Source organism: Amycolatopsis mongoliensis, assembly GCF_030285665.1.
Classification (GTDB): Bacteria; Actinomycetota; Actinomycetes; order Mycobacteriales; family Pseudonocardiaceae; genus Amycolatopsis; species Amycolatopsis mongoliensis.
In genome coordinates this window covers 5,692,828-5,711,029 of the sequence record NZ_CP127295.1, presented here as the reverse complement: position 1 = coordinate 5,711,029, position 18,202 = coordinate 5,692,828, and the positions used below count along the sequence as shown (strand labels likewise).

Annotated in this window: 18 protein-coding genes; 6 read left to right on the top strand and 12 right to left on the bottom strand. The window is 72.9% G+C overall.

The genetic code is table 11. From position 1 onward, the window contains the following. Positions 1 to 22: 22 nt before the first annotated feature. From whiA to uvrC, 4 genes are read right to left on the bottom strand one after another with little or no spacing between them, the layout of a single operon-like run. Complete coding sequence (whiA, locus tag QRX60_RS27805) at positions 23 to 1,018, bottom strand: DNA-binding protein WhiA (RefSeq protein ID WP_285994376.1); 996 nt, start codon at positions 1,016 to 1,018, stop codon at positions 23 to 25. Continuing rightward, complete coding sequence (locus tag QRX60_RS27800) at positions 1,018 to 2,010, bottom strand: gluconeogenesis factor YvcK family protein (protein ID WP_286003714.1); 993 nt, start codon at positions 2,008 to 2,010, stop codon at positions 1,018 to 1,020. The genes whiA and QRX60_RS27800 overlap by 1 nt, the downstream gene beginning before the upstream one ends. Position 2,011: 1 nt before the next feature. Then, a complete protein-coding gene (rapZ, locus tag QRX60_RS27795; protein WP_003101350.1) occupies positions 2,012 to 2,869 on the bottom strand; it encodes an RNase adapter RapZ in 858 nt (285 codons plus the stop codon). A gap of 41 nt (positions 2,870 to 2,910) precedes the next feature. Further along, positions 2,911 to 4,866 (bottom strand): excinuclease ABC subunit UvrC, encoded by a 1,956-nt coding sequence (gene uvrC / locus QRX60_RS27790; RefSeq protein WP_285994375.1) that lies wholly within the window; start codon positions 4,864 to 4,866, stop codon positions 2,911 to 2,913. A gap of 226 nt (positions 4,867 to 5,092) precedes the next feature. On the opposite strand from uvrC, the gene QRX60_RS27785 reads away from it, so the two are divergent. After that, positions 5,093 to 5,815 (top strand): S1 family peptidase, encoded by a 723-nt coding sequence (locus QRX60_RS27785; RefSeq protein ID WP_285994374.1) that lies wholly within the window; start codon positions 5,093 to 5,095, stop codon positions 5,813 to 5,815. A gap of 73 nt (positions 5,816 to 5,888) precedes the next feature. Next, positions 5,889 to 6,668: an exodeoxyribonuclease III gene (locus QRX60_RS27780; protein ID WP_285994373.1), complete on the top strand. Its 780-nt coding sequence runs from the start codon at positions 5,889 to 5,891 to the stop codon at positions 6,666 to 6,668. A gap of 110 nt (positions 6,669 to 6,778) precedes the next feature. Here QRX60_RS27780 and QRX60_RS27775 read toward each other — a convergent pair whose 3' ends face one another. The 5 genes from QRX60_RS27775 to rpe form a co-directional block, all read right to left on the bottom strand. Then, positions 6,779 to 7,180 carry a PH domain-containing protein gene (locus QRX60_RS27775; RefSeq protein WP_286003713.1) on the bottom strand — a complete coding sequence of 134 codons (402 nt, stop codon included), beginning with the start codon at positions 7,178 to 7,180 and terminating at the stop codon, positions 6,779 to 6,781. Positions 7,181 to 7,230: 50 nt separating this feature from the next. Next, on the bottom strand, positions 7,231 to 7,737 hold the full coding sequence (ribH, locus tag QRX60_RS27770) for a 6,7-dimethyl-8-ribityllumazine synthase (protein ID WP_285994372.1): 507 nt from the start codon (positions 7,735 to 7,737) through the stop codon (positions 7,231 to 7,233). Next, positions 7,734 to 9,062 carry a bifunctional 3,4-dihydroxy-2-butanone-4-phosphate synthase/GTP cyclohydrolase II gene (locus QRX60_RS27765; protein WP_285994371.1) on the bottom strand — a complete coding sequence of 443 codons (1,329 nt, stop codon included), beginning with the start codon at positions 9,060 to 9,062 and terminating at the stop codon, positions 7,734 to 7,736. The genes ribH and QRX60_RS27765 overlap by 4 nt, the downstream gene beginning before the upstream one ends. Continuing rightward, entirely contained in the window at positions 9,059 to 9,691 is a 633-nt protein-coding gene (locus QRX60_RS27760) for a riboflavin synthase (protein ID WP_285994370.1), read from the bottom strand. The genes QRX60_RS27765 and QRX60_RS27760 overlap by 4 nt, the downstream gene beginning before the upstream one ends. A 79-nt stretch (positions 9,692 to 9,770) precedes the next feature. Then, positions 9,771 to 10,442: a ribulose-phosphate 3-epimerase gene (rpe, locus tag QRX60_RS27755; protein WP_286003712.1), complete on the bottom strand. Its 672-nt coding sequence runs from the start codon at positions 10,440 to 10,442 to the stop codon at positions 9,771 to 9,773. Positions 10,443 to 10,579: 137 nt separating this feature from the next. On the opposite strand from rpe, the gene QRX60_RS27750 reads away from it, so the two are divergent. From QRX60_RS27750 to QRX60_RS27735, 4 genes are all read left to right on the top strand, one after another. Continuing rightward, positions 10,580 to 11,779, top strand: a complete 1,200-nt coding sequence (locus tag QRX60_RS27750; RefSeq protein ID WP_285994369.1) for a sensor histidine kinase — start codon at positions 10,580 to 10,582, stop codon at positions 11,777 to 11,779. After that, the gene (locus QRX60_RS27745) at positions 11,776 to 12,435 is read left to right on the top strand and encodes a response regulator transcription factor (protein WP_285994368.1); all 660 of its coding nucleotides are present in this window, start codon (positions 11,776 to 11,778) and stop codon (positions 12,433 to 12,435) included. Before QRX60_RS27750 ends, QRX60_RS27745 begins: the two co-directional genes overlap by 4 nt. Before the next feature lie 156 nt (positions 12,436 to 12,591). After that, entirely contained in the window at positions 12,592 to 13,995 is a 1,404-nt protein-coding gene (phoA, locus tag QRX60_RS27740) for an alkaline phosphatase (protein WP_285994367.1), read from the top strand. Between the two features lie 156 nt (positions 13,996 to 14,151). Then, positions 14,152 to 15,279, top strand: coding sequence for a serine hydrolase domain-containing protein (locus tag QRX60_RS27735; protein ID WP_285994366.1), 1,128 nt, complete (start codon positions 14,152 to 14,154; stop codon positions 15,277 to 15,279). Between the two features lie 60 nt (positions 15,280 to 15,339). On the opposite strand, the gene QRX60_RS27730 is transcribed toward QRX60_RS27735, so the two are convergent. The 3 genes from QRX60_RS27730 to fmt are packed head-to-tail and all read right to left on the bottom strand — an operon-like array spanning position 15,340 to position 18,181. Next, positions 15,340 to 15,837 carry a flavoprotein gene (locus QRX60_RS27730; RefSeq protein ID WP_285994365.1) on the bottom strand — a complete coding sequence of 166 codons (498 nt, stop codon included), beginning with the start codon at positions 15,835 to 15,837 and terminating at the stop codon, positions 15,340 to 15,342. After that, a complete protein-coding gene (locus QRX60_RS27725; protein WP_285994364.1) occupies positions 15,834 to 17,258 on the bottom strand; it encodes an RsmB/NOP family class I SAM-dependent RNA methyltransferase in 1,425 nt (474 codons plus the stop codon). The genes QRX60_RS27730 and QRX60_RS27725 overlap by 4 nt, the downstream gene beginning before the upstream one ends. Continuing rightward, positions 17,255 to 18,181: a methionyl-tRNA formyltransferase gene (gene fmt / locus QRX60_RS27720; RefSeq protein WP_285994363.1), complete on the bottom strand. Its 927-nt coding sequence runs from the start codon at positions 18,179 to 18,181 to the stop codon at positions 17,255 to 17,257. Before fmt ends, QRX60_RS27725 begins: the two co-directional genes overlap by 4 nt. Between the last annotated feature and the right edge of the window lie 21 nt (positions 18,182 to 18,202).

Here is an 18,202-nt window from a genome sequence, read left to right as displayed (position 1 = left end):
CGCCCACAGCGGCGCTCGCGCGCTACGCGTCTTCTTCTTCTTCGAGCATCTCCGGCGTGACCGCGGACTCGGTGTCCGGGATGTTCAGGTCCTTGGCCCGCTTGTCCGCCATCGCCAGCAGGCGGCGGATGCGCCCGGCCACCGCGTCCTTCGTCATCTGCGGGTCCGACAGCTGGCCCAGCTCTTCCAGCGACGCCTGCCGGTTGGACAGCCGGAGCTTGCCCGCCGCCAGCAGGTGGTCCGGGGCCGTGTCGCCCAGGATCTCCAGCGCCCGCTCCACCCGGGCCGCCGCCGCCACCGCCGCGCGGGCCGAGCGGCGCAGGTTCGCGTCGTCGAAGTTGGCCAGGCGGTTGGCCGTCGCGCGGACCTCGCGGCGCATGCGGCGTTCCTCCCACTGCAGGACGCTCGTGTGCGCGCCCAGGCGGGTCAGCAGCGCGCCGATCGCGTCACCGTCGCGGACCACCACGCGGTCGGCCCCGCGGACCTCGCGGGACTTCGCCTGGATGCCCATCCGCCGGGCCGCGCCGACGAGCGCCAGCGCCGCCTCCGGACCCGGGCACGTCACCTCGAGCGACGACGAGCGGCCCGGTTCGGTCAGCGAGCCGTGCGCGAGGAACGCTCCCCGCCACGCCGCCTCCGCGTCGGCCACTCCGCCGGACACCACGGCCGCGGGCAGCCCGCGCACCGGGCGGCCGCGCTGGTCGATCAGCCCGGTCTGCCGGGCCAGGCCTTCACCGTCCTTGACCACGCGCACCACGTACCGGGTGCCCTTGCGCAGCCCGCCGCTGGCGGTGATGACGTGGACGTCCGAGTGGTGGCCGTACAGCTCGTGGATCTCCTTGCGCAGCCGTCGCGCGACCGAGCCCGTGTCCAGCTCCGCCTCCACGACCACCCGGCCGGCCACGATGTGCAGCCCGCCGGCGAAGCGAAGCAGCGACGCGACCTCCGCCCGGCGCGGCCCGACCTTCGTGATCTCCAGCCGGCTCAGTTCGTCCTTCACCGCGGCGGTCATCGCCATTACTGCCCCTCCCTGCCTTTCGCTCCTCCCCCGTGCTCCCCGTCCCTGCCGAGACCGAGAGCCTCCCGCATGCATCGCGCGAGCGCATCAGGATCATGCCGTCCCGCCACTTCCGGGTCGCCCACCGCCCCCAGGTGTGCGCGTCCGCCGAGCCGTTCCGCCGCGCGCCGGAGATTCGCCGGGTCGGGCACGGAATCGCGGTCCGCGATCACCGCGTCGACCCGCAGATCGGGCGCGTGCTCGAAGAGTACGTCCAGGTGCCGCTCCGGGGAGAACCCCGCGGTTTCCCCCGGCTGGGGGACAAGGTTGAGCACGAGCACCTTCGTCGCGGTGGTTTTCACGAGGGCGTCGTGCAGGCCGGGCACGAGCAGATGAGGTAAAACGCTCGTGAACCAGGAGCCCGGGCCGAGGAAGACGACGTCGGCGTTCAGGACCGCCGCCACCGCTTCCTCGCACGCCTGCGGCGGCCGCCCCGGGCTGCGCGTCGAGTGCAGGCTGACGCGTTGCACCTGCCCCGGCGTCGACGCCACGGCGACCTGCCCGCGGATCGTGCGCAGCGCCGCCGGGTCCTCGCTGTCGAGGCCGCTGACCTGGCCCACGATCTCCAAGGGCTCCGGCGACATCGGCAGCACCCGGCCCGAGACGCCCATCAGGCGGCACGCCTCGTCGAGCGCGGCCACCGGGTCGCCGAGCACCTCGAACAGGCCGGCCAGCAGCAGGTTCCCCACCGCGTGCCCGGCCAGCGCGCCGTCGCCGCCGAAGCGGTGCTGGAACACCTCGGCCCACAGCGTGCCGCCGTCCTCCGCGGCGAAGGCGGCGAAAGCCTGCCGGAGGTCGCCCGGCGGCAGCAGCCCGAGCTCGCGCCGCAGCCGGCCGGACGATCCGCCGTCGTCGGCCACGGTGACGATCGCGGTGACGTCGGGGGTCACCCGCCGCACCGCGGACAACGTGGCGTGCAGACCGTGGCCGCCCCCGAGGGCGACCGCGCGCACGTTATTCACGACCAAGGTCGCGGTGCACCACCTTCACGGCCATTCCGTCCTCTTTGGACAGACGCTGGGCGAGCTCCACGGACAGCGCCACGCTGCGGTGCTTGCCGCCGGTGCAGCCGACGGCCAGCGTCAGGTACCGCTTGCCCTCGCGCTTGTAGCCGGCGCCGATCAGCCGCAGCAGCTGGTGGTAGCGGTCGAGGAACTCCTCGGCGCCCTCCTGCGAGAGGACGTAATTGCGGACCTCGCCGTCGAGGCCCGTGTGCTCGCGCAGCTCCGGGATCCAGAACGGGTTCGGCAGGAACCGGACGTCCATCACCAGGTCGGCGTCCATCGGCAGGCCGTACTTGTAGCCGAAGGACAGCACGGTGACCCGGGTCTGGGTGCTCGCCTCGGAGCCGAACGCGTCTTCGATCTTGGCGCGCAGGTCGTGCACCGACAGCGACGAGGTGTCGAGCACCAGGTCGGCCTCTTCGCGCAGCGGCTCCAGCAGCGTCCGCTCCGCCGTGATGCCGTCGGCCAGCCGGCCGTCACCCTGCATCGGGTGACCACGCCGGACGGCCTCGAAGCGCCGGACCAGCACCGCGTCGGTCGCCTCCAGGAACAGCACGCGCGGCTTGTAGCCCCGGGCGTCCAGGTCCTTGATCACCGAGGCGAGGTCGTCGGTGAACGCGCGCGAGCGCACGTCCATGACGACGGCCACCTTCGTGATCGCGCCGCGCGCCTGCGCGCCCAGCTCGACCATGGTCGCAATCAGCTCCGGGGGCAGGTTGTCGACGACGAACCAGCCCAGGTCCTCCAGGCACTTGGCCGCGGTGCTGCGGCCCGCCCCGGACAACCCGGACACGACCGCGACCTCCATGCCGGACCCGCGGATTTCTTCTTGCGCACTCACTGTGTTCCCTACTCCCCTGCTTTCGGACCCGCACCGGACTCCCCGGCCAGCGCGGCGACCACGGCCTCCGCGGTGCGCCTGCCGAAGCCGGGCACCGCCTCGATCTCTTCGATCCTGGCCTGCTTGAGCTTCTTCACCGAGCCGAAGTGCTTGATCAACGCGGTGCGGCGAGCCTGCCCCAGCCCGGGCACACTGTCCAATTCGGACGTCTGCAGCCGCTTGGAGCGCTTCTCGCGGTGGTAGGTGATGGCGAACCGGTGGGCCTCGTCACGCAGGCGCTGGAGCAGGTACAGCCCCTCCGACGTCCGCGGCAGGATCACCGGGTCGGGGTCGGCGGGCAGCCACACCTCTTCGAGCCGCTTCGCCAGCCCGATCACGGAGATGTCGGTGATGCCCAGCTCGGCCAGCACGTCCGCGGCCGCGGTGGCCTGCGGGCCCGCGCCGTCGACGACCAGCAGGTTCGGTGGGTAGGCGAACTTCTTCGGCCGCCCGGTCTCCGGGTCGATGCCGGGCTTCGACGAATCCGTCTCCTCGGCGGTCTCCTTCAGATAGCGGTGGAACCGCCTTCGCACGACCTCGGCGATCGACGCGACGTCGCCCTCTTCGGCCGCCTCGCGCAGCGCGAAGCGCCGGTACTCGGACTTGCGCGCGAGCCCGTCCTCGAACACGACGAGCGACGCCACGACGTCACTGCCCTGGATGTGGCTGATGTCGATGCACTCGATGCGCAGCGGCGCGGTGTCGAGAGCCAGGAACTCCTGCAGCTCGGTGAGCGCCGCCGAGCGCGCCGTCAGGTCGCCGGCACGGCGCAGCTTGTGCTGGGTGAACGCCTCGCCGGCATTGCGCTCCACGGTCTCGGCGAGGGCCTTCTTGTCGCCGCGCTGCGGCACCCGGACCTGCACCTTCGAGCCGCGCAGCCCGGTCAGCCACTCGGCGAGCGCGTCGGCGTCGGCGGGCAGCTCGGGCACCAGGACCTCGCGCGGCACGACCGGGCCGGAGTCGACGTCGTCGCGCGCCTGGAGCTCGGCCTGCTCGCCGTAGAACTGGGTGATGAAGTGGTCGACCAGCGCCGGGACGTCCATCTCCTCGGCCTTGTCGATCACCCAGCCGCGCTGTCCGCGGACCCGGCCGCCGCGGACGTGGAAGACCTGGACCGCGGCCTCCAGCTCGTCGTGGGCGAACGCCACGACGTCGGCGTCCCTGCCGTCGCCGAACACGACGGCCTGCTTCTCCATGGCCCGCCGGAGCGCGCCGAGGTCGTCGCGCAGCCGGGCCGCGCGCTCGAACTCGAGGTCCTCGGACGCGGCCGCCATCTCGGTTTCGAGGCGCTTGATCATGACGTCGGTCTTGCCGGCCAGGAAGTCGCAGAAGTCCTCGACGATGTCGCGGTGCTCGTCGGCCGAGACGCGCCCGACGCACGGCGCCGAGCACTTGTCGATGTAGCCGAGCAGGCAGGGCCGGCCGATCTGGCCGTGCCGCCGGAAGACGCCGGCCGAGCAGGTGCGCGCCGGGAACACGCGCAGCAGCAGGTCGAGGGTCTCGCGGATGGCCCAGGCGTGCGAGTACGGCCCGAAGTACCGGACGCCCTTCTTGCGCGCGCCGCGGTAGACGTGCAGGCGGGGGAACTCCTCGTTCAGCGTCACCGCGAGCACCGGGTAGCTCTTGTCGTCGCGGTAGCGGACGTTGAACCGCGGGTCGAACTCCTTGATCCAGTTGTACTCGAGCTGCAGCGCCTCGACCTCGGTGGTGACGACGGTCCACTCGACGCTCGCGGCCGTGGTGACCATCTGCCGGGTGCGCGGGTGCAGGCCGGAGAGGTCGGCGAAGTAGGAGTTCAGCCTGCTGCGCAGGCTTTTCGCCTTGCCGACGTAGATGACCCGCTTGGTCGCGTCGCGGAACTTGTACACGCCAGGGGCCTCCGGGATGCTTCCCGGAGCGGGTCGGTAGGTGGTCGGGTCAGCCACTCCCCCAGCTTATGGGCCACCACCGACAGTCCCCGCCGCCCCCCGGTCTGCCGCAGCCGGTCGTGAGTGTTTAGGGCGGTTAGAACCGCCCTAAACACTCACGACCACTTGCACCGCCGGAAGTAGGGTGTTCGTCCGGTTCCGACTTCGGTAGGTGTCGCCCCGGGTGACGCGGTGGTTACTTTCCGACCGGCCGATCCGGCCCCCGTCCGAAAGGATCACCACCGTGAGCACTCTCCGCACCCTCGGCGCCGCGTGCACGGCCGCCGTCGCGCTGACCCTCGCGGGTGGCGCCGTCGCGTCCGCCGGCGTCCAGCCGAACATCGTCGGCGGCACCACCGCCCCCACCGTTTCGTGGGGCGCCCAGGTGTACGTGAACACGCCCGGCCGTGACTTCCAGGGCTTCAACTGCTCCGGCACGGTGATCGCCGCGCGCTGGGTCATGACGGCGGTGCACTGCCTCGACCAGGACGGCTCGGGCATGCACGTCAAGGTCGGCAGCAACACGCTGTTCTCCGGCACGGAGATCGCCGTCGACGGCAAGTACGAGTCCCCGAACGGCGACATCGCGCTGCTGCACCTGGCCTCGGCGACCAGCGCCGGCCCGATCGCGCTGGGCAGCGCGGACCCGTCGACCGGCAGCACCAACCAGCTCTACGGCTGGGGCCGCACGACCCCGACCGGCCCGCCGGCGTCGGCGCTGAAGACGGCGAACGTCCAGGTCACCGGCCGGTCCACGGACGCCTACGGCGGCCGCGCGATCCAGAGCGTCGGGATCAACGGGTCGGCGTGGAAGGGCGACTCGGGCGGGCCCCAGGTGTCGGGCGGCGTGCAGGTCGGCGTCGCGTCGACGGTCCAGAACCAGAGCGGGACGAACACGCGCGGCACGAACAACTACGCGAGCGTGGCTTCGAGCCGGTCCTGGATCCGGACGACCGCGGGCGTCTGAGGGTTCTCTTCGAACGGGGCGGCGCGTCGGCGCCGTCCCGTTCCTGTCGGTGGGGTGTGGGATGCTCGCGGGCATGCGGATCGTCACCTGGAACGTGAACTCCATCGTCCCCCGCCTGCCGCGCGTGCTGGACTTCCTGGAGCAGACCGCGCCGGACGTGCTGTGCCTGCAGGAGCTGAAGAGCCCGACGGAGAAGTTCCCGTTCGCCGAGGTCGAGGCGCTCGGGTACGAGGTCGCCGCGTACGGGCTGGGGCGCTGGAACGGCGTCGGGATCGTGTCCCGGGTGGGGCTGTCCGACGTGGTGCGCGGGCTGCCGGGCGAGCCGCGGTTCGACGGGGCCGCGGAGGCGCGCGCGATCGGGGCGACGTGTGGGGGCGTGCGGGTGTGGTCGGTGTACGTGCCGAACGGGCGCGAGCCGGACAACCCGCACTACGCGTACAAGCTGGAGTGGCTGGAGGCGTTGCGGTCGCTGGTTTCTTCGGAGCTGTCTTCGTCCGGGCCGTTCGCGGTGCTGGGGGATTTCAACGTCGCTCCGACGGACGCGGACGTCTGGGACATCGCGGTGTTCGCGGAGTCGACCCACGTGACGAAGCCGGAGCGGGATGCCTTGGCGCGGCTGCGGGATCTCGGGTTGTCGGACGTGTTCCCGCGGCCGCTGAAGTACGACCATCCGTTCACGTACTGGGACTACCGGGCGGGGAACTTCCCCAACAACAAGGGGATGCGGATCGATCTCGTGTACGGGAACGCCGCGTTTTCCGGCGCGGTGACGGATTCCTATGTGGACCGCAATGCGCGGAAGGGGAAGGGCCCGTCGGACCACGCACCGATCGTGGTGGACCTGGATCTCTGACACCGGCCCGAGCGCCCCAATGTGGCGTTCGGTGCGTCCAGCGCACCCAATGTGGCGTTCGGTGCGTGGGACGCTACCAACGCCACATTGGGGCGCTTGAGAGCTGCCGGTCAGCCGCTGGTGGCCGCGCGGTGCAGCTTCCGCAGTGCCCGGACCGCTTCCACCGCCCGGTCCCGGTCCACCGCCTGCACCGCCATCACCGCGTGGTACTCGTCGTCCGGCAGCTCCAGCCGCGCCCACGAAGCGCCGTCGGGGAAACTCACCGAAAGCACGTCGCTCCAGGCGAAGCGCCGGGTCACCAGCACGTTCCGGACCTCGATGCCCTCGGCGTCCGCCCGCACCCTGGCGATCGCGAACAGCATCACGCCGCACGCCAGCAGGATTCCGATGCCGACCATCGCCGCCTGGTCCGAGCGCTGAAAGCGGACGCCCGTGTCGCCGTTGCGCAGCAGCACCGCCACCACCACGAACACCGCCAGCAGCGCCACTGCCAGCACGCTGCACATGATCATCGCGCGCCGGGGGCGGATCACCAGGACCGCGGAAGAGGAAGTAGCCACGCTCACACGAATCCCCGCTCGGTCCACGGCTGGCGCAGGCTCCGCAGCACGCGCGCGGAGTCCAGGGCCGCCACGGTCGCCTCGTACCCCTTGTCCTCCTTCGCGCCCGGCCGGCCCGACCGGTCGACGGCCTGCTCGTGCGTGTCGCACGTCAGCACGCCGTTGCCGACCGGGGTGCTCTCGTCCAGCGCCACCCGGGTCAGGCCCGCCGTCACCGCGTCGCACACGTACTCGAAGTGCGGGGTGCCACCGCGGATGACCACGCCCAGCGCGACCACCGCGTCGTGGTTGCGGGCCAGCGACTGCGCCACCACCGGGAGCTCGATCGCGCCCGCGACGTGGACCACGGTCGGCTCTTCCTCCAGCTCCGCCTCCTTCACCGCGGCCAGCGCGCGCTCCAGCAGGACGTCGGTGATGTCCGCGTTCCACCGCGTCGCCACGATGCCGAGCTTCAAGGACTTGCAGCCGGTCAGGTCCAGCGAAACGTCGGGACGGCCTTCGCCGCTCACAGTGCTCCTCCGTCGGGGTGCTCGGTGCCGGCGCCGACCTGGTCGTAGTGCTCGAGCTGGGCCAGGTCGTGCCCCATCCGGTCGCGCTTGGTCCGCAGGTAGCGCAGGTTCTCCGGATTCGGCGAGATCGGCAGCGGCACCCGCCCGGTGACGCGCAGGCCGTAGCCCTCCAGGCCGATCCGCTTGGCCGGGTTGTTCGACAGCAGCCGCATGGTGCGGACGCCGAGGTCGCAGAGGATCTGCGCGCCGGTGCCGTAGTCGCGGGCGTCGGCCGGGACGCCGAGCGCGAGGTTGGCGTCCACCGTGTCCGCGCCGTCGTCCTGCAGCTGGTAGGCCTGCAGCTTGTGCAGCAGGCCGATCCCGCGGCCCTCGTGGCCGCGGATGTAGAGCACGACGCCGCGGCCTTCGGCGGCCACCGCTTCCAAGGCCGCTTCCAGCTGCGGGCCGCAGTCGCAGCGCAGCGAGCCGAAGACGTCGCCGGTCAGGCACTCGGAGTGGACGCGCACGAGGATGTCCTGGCCGTCGCCGATCTCGCCGTAGACGAACGCGACGTGCTCGATGCCGTCCAGCAGCGAGTCGTAGCCGACCGCGCGGAAGGTGCCCGCGGCCAGCGGGATGCGGGCCTCGGCGACCCGCTCGACCTGCTTCTCGGTGCGACGGCGGTAGGCGATCAGGTCGGCGATGGTGATGATCGCCAGGTCGTGGTCGGCGGCGAACACCTCGAGCTCGTCGCGGCGCGCCATGTCGCCTTCGTCCTTCTGCGACACGATCTCGCACAGCACGCCCGCCGGCGCGAGCCCGGCCATCCGGGCCAGGTCGACCGACGCCTCGGTGTGCCCGGGGCGCCGCAGCACGCCGCCCTCCTTGGCCCGCAGCGGCACGACGTGCCCGGGACGGCGGAAGTCCTTCGCCGTCGACGCCGGGTCGGCCAGCAGCCGGATCGTGTGCGCGCGGTCGGCGGCGGAGATGCCGGTGCTGATGCCCTCGGCGGCGTCGACCGTGACGCTGTACGCGGTGCCCCGCGCGTCCTGGTTCGTGTGGTACATCGGCGGCAGGTCCAGCCGGTCGGCTTCGGCCTCGGTCAGCGCCACGCAGACGTAGCCCGAGGTGTAGCGGACCATGAACGCCAGCAGCTCCGGCGTCGCCTTCTCCGCCGCGAAGATGAGGTCACCCTCGTTCTCGCGGTCCTCGTCGTCGACCACGACGACCGGACGGCCCGCCGCGACGTCCGCGATCGCCCGCTCGATGGCGTCGGCGTCGAACACCGCCCCGGTGCCGCACGGCGTCCAGCCCGCTTCGGGCTCTGCCGCACTCGTCTCACTCATGACCGCTCCTCCGTGCCGCCGCCGTCCCGATTGTGCACCTGGTCGCGGATGTGTGCCTCGGCCAGCTTCTCCACGTACTTCGCGACCACGTCGACCTCGAGGTTCACCAGGTCGCCGGCCTCCCGGCCGCCGAGGGTGGTCGCCTCGAGGGTGGTCGGGATCAGCGCCACCTTGAACTGGTCGCCGGTGACCGCGGCGACGGTCAGGGAGATCCCGTCGACCGCGATCGACCCCTTCTCGACCACGTACCGGGACAGGTGCTCCGGCAGCGCGAACGTCGTGACGCCGTTCTCGTCGCGGGAGAGGAACACGCCGGTCCCGTCGACGTGGCCCTGCATGATGTGCCCGCCGAGCCGGCCGCCCGCGGGGGTCGCGCGTTCCAGGTTGACCCGGTCGCCGGTCGCGACCTTGGCCAGGCTCGACCGCTGCAGCGTCTCGTTCACGACGTCGACGGTGAACTCGCCGCCGCTCACCTCGACGACCGTGAGGCACACCCCGCTGACCGCGATCGAGTCGCCGTGCCCGGCGTCGCTGGTGACCAGCGGGCCGCGTACGCGCAGCCGTGCCGCGTTGGTCAGCTGCTCGACCGCGGTGACCTCGCCGATCTCCTCGACTATGCCGGTGAACACGTCCGCTGCCTCCTTGTGAGCCGGTTCTCCCATCCAACACCCGACGCGGCACGGAGGCTTCTCCGGTGCCGCGGCGGGGTCAGCCGAACCGGCCGCGGGCCGCCTGCTCGCGCAGCGCGGCGACCGCCTTGCCCGGATCGCCGGCGCCGTAGACGGCGGATCCGGCGACGAAGCAGTCGACACCCGCCTCGGCGGCCTGCTCGATCGTCTCGGCGTTGATCCCGCCGTCGATCTCGACGAGCAGCTTCAGGTGCCCGGTGTCGACCAGCCGCCGCGCGGTGCGGACCTTCTCCAGGACCTCGGCGATGAACGACTGCCCGCCGAAGCCCGGCTCGACCGACATCACCAGCAGCGTGTCGTAGTGCTTGAGCGCGTCGAGCCACGGCTCGAGCGCGGTGCCCGGCTTGATCGAGAGGCCGGCCTTCGCGCCGGCGGCGCGCAGGTCCTTGGCCAGCGCGACCGGGTCCTTCGCGGCCTCGGCGTGCACGGTGACGTTGTAGGCGCCGGCCTCGGCGTACCCGATCGCCCAGCGGTCCGGGTCGTCGATCATGAGGTGGCAGTCGATCGGCACGTCGGTGCTCTTGAGCAGCGCCTTGACCACGGGCAGGCCCAGGGTCAGGTTGGGCACGAAGTGCGCGTCCATGACGTCCACGTGCACCCAGTCGGCGCGGGCGTCACCGGCGCCGGCCACGGCGGCGATCTCCTCGCCGAGCCGGGCGAAGTCCGCGGACAGGATGCTGGGGGCGATCAGGGGTCGGTCTGCCACGTCCCGAGTGTAGGAGGCCGCTGCTAACGGCCGCTAACCGGTTGTGACGGATCTGGCGTGTGACCAGGATCTGGCTCCGGAGAGGGAGGTCACGGCCACCCCGGCCGTCCTACGCTCGCCGCATGCCCGGATTCCTCCTGTCCCTGGCCCGGATCGGCAGCTACCGCAGCCTGCTCCACGCGGCCGCCGGGGCCGCCATCGCGCTGCCGGTGGCCCCCTTCGCCCTCGCCGTGGCGGTGTCCGTCGAAGCCGATTCGCGGGTGCGCGCGCTCATCGCGCTGCTCGCCCTGGCCGTGCTGATGGGGCTGCTGGGCCTGCTGGGGCCGGTGCGGCGCCTCGGCATCGGCCTGGCGAACACCCTGCTCGGCACCAGCGTCCCCGCGCCCGAGGACCGGCCGGACGCCACCGCGCGGCTGCGTTCCGGGCTGTGGCTCGCGCTGCACACGGCGGCCGGCGGCGTGCTGTTCACCGTGCTGGCCTTCCTCGGGCTCGGGCTGCTCGTGCCCGCGGTGTGGCTGGCCGGCGGGCAGGACCGGATCAGCCTCTTCTGGGACGACGTCCCGCTCGGGGCGTGGACGGTCCCGTTCGGGCTGGTGGTGGCGGTCGCGGCACTGGCGCTGACGGCGGCCGCCACCGTCGGCCTCCGGGCCGGCGCGACCGCGCTGCTGGGTCCGTCGGCGGCCGAACGCGCGGCGCACGCCGAACGCCGCGCCGCCGTGCTCGCCCAGCGCAACCGGCTGGCCCGCGAGCTGCACGACTCGATCGGGCACACGCTGACGACGTCGACCATCCAGGCGGCGGCCGCGGCCGAGCTGGTCGAGGCCGATCCTGCCGAGGTGCGGCGCGCACTCGGCACGATCGAAGAAGCGTCTCGAAGCGCCCTCGAGGACCTCGACCACGTCCTCGGCCTGCTGCGCGAAGAACCCGCGGCGAAGGAGCCGGCGCGCACGCTGGCCGAGGTGGACGTCCTCGCCGTGCGCGCCCGCGACGCCGGGCTCGACGTCCGGCTGACCCTCACCGGACCCGTCGCCGCGCTGCCGGCCGCGGTCTCGCGCGAGGGGTACCGGATCGTCCAGGAGGGCCTGACCAACGCGCTGCGCCACGCCGGCCCGGGCGCGGTCGACGTCCGCGTCGAGGCCGGGCCCGAGCGCCTGGCGATCGCCGTCGTCAACGCCCTGCCCGGGGTGGACCCGCGGCCCGGGCGGCGCGGGCTGGCCGGGCTCGCCGAGCGCGTCGAAGCCCTGCGCGGGGAGCTCGACGCCGGTCCGGACGGCGATCGGTGGCGGCTGAGCGCGACCATCCCGCTGCGGGCGGGCGCGTGAGGCCCACTGTGCTCCTGGCCGACGACGAGCCACTGGTCCGCACCGGCCTGCGGGCCCTGCTGGAGCAGCAGGGCATCACCGTGCTCGGCGAAGCGGCCGACGGCGCCGAGGTGCTGCCCGCGGTGCGCCGCACCCGGCCGGACGTCGTGCTGATGGACGTCCGGATGCCCGGCACGGACGGCATCGAGGCCACCCGGCGGCTGCTCGCCGAGCCCGGCGAGCAGCCGAAGGTCCTCGTGGTCACGACGTTCGACAACGACGACTACGTGCACGAGGCGCTGCTGGCCGGGGCGAGCGGGTTCCTGCTGAAGCGGGCGCGCAAGGAGGAGATCGCGCACGCCGTCCGGACCGTCGCCGCCGGCGAGTCGCTGCTGTTCCCCGAGGCGATCCGGCGGCTGGTGAGCGCCCGGCCGCCGGGCGGGAAGTACACGCGGGTGGCGAAGACGCTCACCCGGCGCGAGGCCGAGGTGCTGCGGCTGATCGCCACCGGACTGTCCAACTCGGACATCGCGGCCGCGCTGGTGATCAGCCTCGAGACGGTGAAGACCCACGTGGGCAACATCTTCGGCAAGCTCGGCGCGGCCAACCGCAGCCAGGCCGTGGTCATCGCGTACGAAGCCGGCGTCGTCCGGCCGGGGCACCTCGCCGGTCAATAACCGACGTGCTCCCGGTCACCTCCGTGAAGCCAGGAGTTCGGTCAGCCGCCACCCGCCGCTCACCCGGCGGCAGTCCTCGGCACACATGCAAGGGGACTAATAGCCCGTGTCCGGAATCCGGGCTCTTACTTCCCGAAGTCCCCAATGAGGAGAAACATGGCTTCGCTGCTCACCGGCCGCCGCCGGTGGCTGGTCGCGGGCGCGCTCGGCGCCGCGCTGGTCGCCGCCGCCCCGGTCGCCCTGGCCACCAACGGCTCCGACAGTGCCTACAGCGACAACGCGCGCTCGTCGGCCGGCACCGGTGACCGCACCAACGACGTCCGCTCCGCGATCCAGGGCGGCAGTGCCCGCAACGTCATCCTGTTCCTCGGTGACGGCATGGGCCAGTCGGAGATCACCTCCGCGCGCAACTACGAGCGCGGCGCCGCCGGCCGGCTCGCGATGGACGAGCTGCCGCTGACCGGCGACTACACCACCTACGCCGTGGAGCAGAACAACCCCGGCAAGCCGAACTACGTGACCGACTCGGCCGCGTCCGGCACCGGCTGGGCCACCGGCGTCAAGACCTACAACGGCGCCATCTCCGTCGACGCGTACGGCAACCCCGTGCCGACGATCCTCGAGCTGGCCAAGCGCAGCGGGCTGCGCACCGGCGACGTCACCACCGCCGAGGTCCAGGACGCCACCCCGGCCGTGCTCGGCGCGCACGTCGTCAGCCGCGACTGCAAGGGCCCGGTCGAGACGACCGCCAAGTGCGCGGTCAACGCCAAGGAGAAGGGCGGCGCCGGCTCGATCTCCGAGCAGCTGGTCCAGACCCGCCCCGACGTCCTGCTGGGCGGCGGTGCGGCGTACTTCGACCAGACGGTCACCGCCGGCAAGTTCAAGGGCAAGACGGTGCTGGAGCAGGCGAAGGCAGCCGGCTACAACGTCGTCAACACCGCGGCCGACCTCGCGGCGGCCAAGAAGGGCAAGCCGGTCCTCGGCCTGTTCGCCAAGAACAACATGCCGGTGAACTGGACCGGCCCGGCCGCGGTCCACGGCGGCACCGCCCCGGCGCGCTGCACGCCGAACCCGGCGCTGCCGAAGACCCAGCCGAAGCTGGCCGACCAGACCCGCAAGGCGCTGGAGCTGCTCGACGACCGTCACTCGGACAAGGGCTTCTTCCTGCAGGTCGAGGGCGCGAGCATCGACAAGCAGGACCACGCCGCCGACCCGTGCGGCCAGATCGGCGAGACGGTCGACTTCGACGCGGCCATCGCGGCGGGCACGGCGTTCGCCCGCAGCCACCCCGACACCCTGGTGCTGGTGACCGCCGACCACGGCCACAGCTCCCAGATCGTCGAGCCGACCGCGACCCCGGGCCTGACCGCGACGCTGATCACGAACGAGGGCGCGAACATGACCCTCGCGTACGGCACCGCCGAGACCGGCGGCTCGCAGTCGCACACGGGCACCCAGGTCCGCATCGCGGCCATGGGCCCGCAGGCGGCCAACATCGTCGGCCTGACCAACCAGACCGACCTGTTCGGCACCCTGAAGCGCGCGCTTCGCCTGCGCTGACCCGGTCGTGAGTGAGAAACAGCGTTAGAACACTGTTTCTCACTCACGACGAGTGCGGTAGGGCAGGCCCCCGGATCGTTCGGGCGGCCTGCCCCATGCCCCCTGGCGTCGCGGCTCCCTAGGTTGGGGAGCACCGAGACACCAGGGGGTTCTTTCATGCGGAAGTCATTGCGCGGCAAGCGGATCGTCGCCTGCGGCACGCTCGTCGCACTCCTCGCGGCGACCACCGCGGCACCGGCGCTCGCCACCACCGCGAATCCGCTGCAGCGGGCGCTCGACCGGGTCACCGTCCAAGGTGGCGCGCCCGGCGCCGAAGCCGTCGTCACCGACCACGGGCGCGTCACCGAGACGCGCAGCGGGACCGGCGACGTCACCACCGGGACGCCGTACCCGCGGGACGCGAAGTTCCGCGCCGGGAGCATCACGAAGACGTTCGTCGCGACCGTGGTGCTCCAGCTCGTCGCCGAGGGGAAGGTCGACCTCGACGCGCCGATCGAGCGCTACCTGCCCGGGCTGATCACCGGGAACGGCAACGACGGCCGCACGATCACCGTGCGGAACCTGCTGCAGCACACCAGCGGGCTCTACAGCTACACCGACGACGTGCTGGCGACGGGCGACCTCGAATCGCTGCGCCACCGCGGGGCCGACCCCGGCGAGCTGGTCGCGCTGGCGGTGAAGCACCCGCCGTTGTTCGCGCCCGGCAGCTCGTGGTCGTACTCGAACACCAACTACATCGTCGCCGGGATGCTCGTCGAGAAGGTCACGCGGCACAGCGTCGCCGCCGAGATCACCTGCCGGATCACCCGGCCGCTCGGCCTGCGCGGCACCTCCCTGCCGGGGCGCGGTGAGGAGTCGCTGCCCGCGCCGCACGCGCGCGGATACGTGCCGGGCGAGGGGAAACTGCTCGACTTCACCGAGTTCGACCCGTCGATCGCCGGTGCGGCGGGCGCGCTAGTGTCGACCGGCCGGGACCTCGACACGTTCTACAGCGCGCTGCTCGGCGGCCGCCTGCTGCGCCCCGCGCAGCTCGCGCAGATGCAGCGCACGGTCCCGGTGCCGGGCGAACCCGGCACGGACTACGGCCTCGGCCTGTTCCACCGGACCCTGCCCGACGGCACGCGCTACTGGGGCCACGGCGGCGACATCTTCGGCTTCGCGACCCTGTCCGGCACCACCGACGGCGGCCGGAGCGCCACCGTGTCCGCCAACGAGGATCCCCTGCCCGACGCGACGCGGGAGGCGACCGAGACGGCGTTCGAGGTCGCGCTGGCCCGCAAGTAGGCCGGAACTGTCGGTGCCACCCGGTAACGTGGAAAACGGGGGGCGCCCCCGCGAGCCGGCTCAGGGAAGCAGGTCCAGGGCCTCGGTCCACGGCCGCCGGATATCGAGGCGGTGCAGCGTCACCCCGGCGCCCGCGAGGGTGTCGATGTGGCGCTGCCACGCCGGGTGGTGCACCCGGGTGTCCTGGATCTGGTACGCGACCACGATCGTGATCCCGGGCGCGCCGAGGACGTCGCCGAGCACGGTCAGCGCCTGGTTGTCCGCGATGCCCAGCGCCAGCTTGGCGACCGAGTTGGCCGACGCCGGAGCGAAGAGGAACACCGCCGGGTCCGGGTGCGGCCGCGGCTCCCCCGGCAGCCGCGAGACGCTGCGGACCGGCAGGTCGGTGCCCGCCGCGACGTCGTCGAGCCCGCCCGTGGACGTCAGCCAGCGCATCGCGGTCGGCGTCAGCGTGATCGCCGGCCGCCAGCCGCGGGCCGCGGCGGGTTTCACCAGCTCGGCGGCGAACCGGACGTCCAGCCCGCCGCACGAGCTGGCGACCAGCCCGAGATCCCTCACGGTTTGCGCAGCACGGCGCAGAACATCGCGTCCGTGCCGTGGCGGTGCGGCCAGAGCTGCACGTACGGCCCGTCGCCGAGTTCCGGCACGCCCGGGAACAGCTCGCGCGCGTCCAGCACCTCGGCCTTCAGCCGCCGGGCCGTCTCCCCGACGACGCCCTCGGTTTCGGCGAGGTGCGGCGAGCAGACGACGTAGGTGAGCGCGCCGCCCGGCCGCAGCAGCTCGTAGGCCGCGACGATCAGCTCGCCCTGCAGCTTCGTCAGGTCCGCGACGTCGGACGGCTGCCGCCGCCAGCGCGCCTCCGGCCGCCGCCGCAGCGCGCCGAGCCCGCTGCACGGCGCGTCGACCAGGATCCGGTCGTAGCCCGGCTCCAGGCCGGACTCCCGGCCGTCGGCGACGTGCACCTTGACCGGCAGCCCGGTCGTGGCCTTCTCGACGAGCTTCGCGCGGTGCGGCGCCTTCTCCACGGCGTCCACGCGGGCTCCGCTCAACGCCGCCAGCGCGCCGAGCAGCGCCGCCTTGCCGCCGGGGCCGGCGCACAGGTCGAGCCAGCGCTCGTCGGTGCCTTCGACCGGCACCTTCGTCGCGGCGATCGCGCAGAGCTGGCTGCCCTCGTCCTGCACCGCGGCCAGCCGCTCGCGGACCGGCTCGGCGTCGGCCGGGTCACCGGCGCCCGCGGGCAGGCGGACGCCGTAGGGCGAGTACGGCGCCGGGTCGCCGCCGGTGATCGCGGCCAGCTCGTCGGCGCTGATCTCGCCCGGGCGGGCGACCAGGTGCACCTCGGGCCGCGCGTCGTCGGCTTCGAGCGCGGCCTTGAGGCCGGCACCCTTGTCCCCCAGCGCTTCGGCGAACGAGCGGGCGATCCAGCGCGGGTGCGCGGTGCGCAGCGCGTAGGCCCCGATCGGGTCGGCCGAATCGTCCGGCGCCAGCTCGTCCAGCCACGCCGCTTCGTCCTTTTCGGACACCTTGCGCAGGATGGCGTTCGCGAAACCGGTGGCCCACGAACCCGCCTCGGCCCGCACGAGGTCCACAGTGGACGTGACGGCGGCGTGCTCCGGGATGCGCGTGCGCAGCAGCTGGTAGACGCCGAGGCGCAGTGCGTCCAGCACCACCGGGTCGGTCTTGGCCAGCGGCCGCTCGGCGCAGGACTCGATGACCGCGTCGAGCAGGCCCTGGGCCCGCGACGCGCCGTACGCCAGCTCGGTCGCCAATGCCGCGTCCCGGCCGCTGATCCGCCGCTCGCGCAGCAGGTCCGGGAGGACGAGGTTGGCGTAGGCGTCCTTCTCCCGGACCGCGCGCAGGACGTCGAACGCGGCCTGCCGGGGCGCGTCCACCTCCGGCGGACGGCGCGGGCCTTCCTTGCGCGGCGCCGGGCGCCCCCGCTGCGGCCGTGACGGACGTCGTTCCCTGTGGTCGTTCACCGGAGGCGCTCTCCCTGGTCGATCCTCGTACCTCGCGCCCAGTCGGTGGCCGCCATCCGTTTCTTGCCGGGTGCCTGGACCTCGCCGAGCCGCAGCGGCTTCGTCGCCGTCCCGACCAGCACCCGCTTGCGTTCGACCATGATCTCCCCCGGCGGCGGGCCGGGCTCGTCGAGCACCGTCACCGGGCCGAGCTTGAACCGCTCCCCGCGGAACTCCGCCCACGCGCCCGGGTCCGGGGTGACCGACCGGATCTGCCGGTCGACCGCCGAGGCCGGGTCGGCGAAGGACACCCGGGCGTCCTCGACCGTCACCTTCGGCGCGTAGCTGGTGCCCTCGGCGGGCTGCTCGCGCGCGACCAGGCTGCCGTCGGCCAGACCGTCCATGGTGGACAGCAGCAGCTTGGCGCCGGACTCCGAGAGCCGCCCGAGCAGGCCGCCCGCCGTGTCGGTCGCGCCGATCGCCTCGGTGACGACCCCGTAGACCGGGCCCGCGTCCAGCTCCTTGACGATCCGGAAGGTCGACGCGCCGGTGATCTCGTCGCCGGCGCGGATCGCGGCCTGCACCGGCGCCGCGCCCCGCCACGCGGGCAGCAGCGAGAAGTGCAGGTTCACCCAGCCGAGGCGGGGGATGTCGAGGGCGGCCTGCGGCAGCAACGCACCGTAGGCGACGACCGGGCAGGCGTCCGGCGCCAGCTCCGCCAGCCGGGCGAGGAAGGCCGGGTCACCGGCGCGCGCGGGCGTCAGGACCTCGATGCCGTGCTCGTCGGCGAGGGCGCCGACCGGGGAGCGGACGACCCGGCGGCCGCGCCCGGCCTGCGCGTCGGGACGGGTGACGACGGCGACGACCTCGTGGCGGCCGGAATCGAGCAGGGCACGCAGCGCGGGGACGGCCGGGTCGGGGGTGCCGGCGAAGACGAGCTTCATCGGCCCACCCCCGGCGGAAGC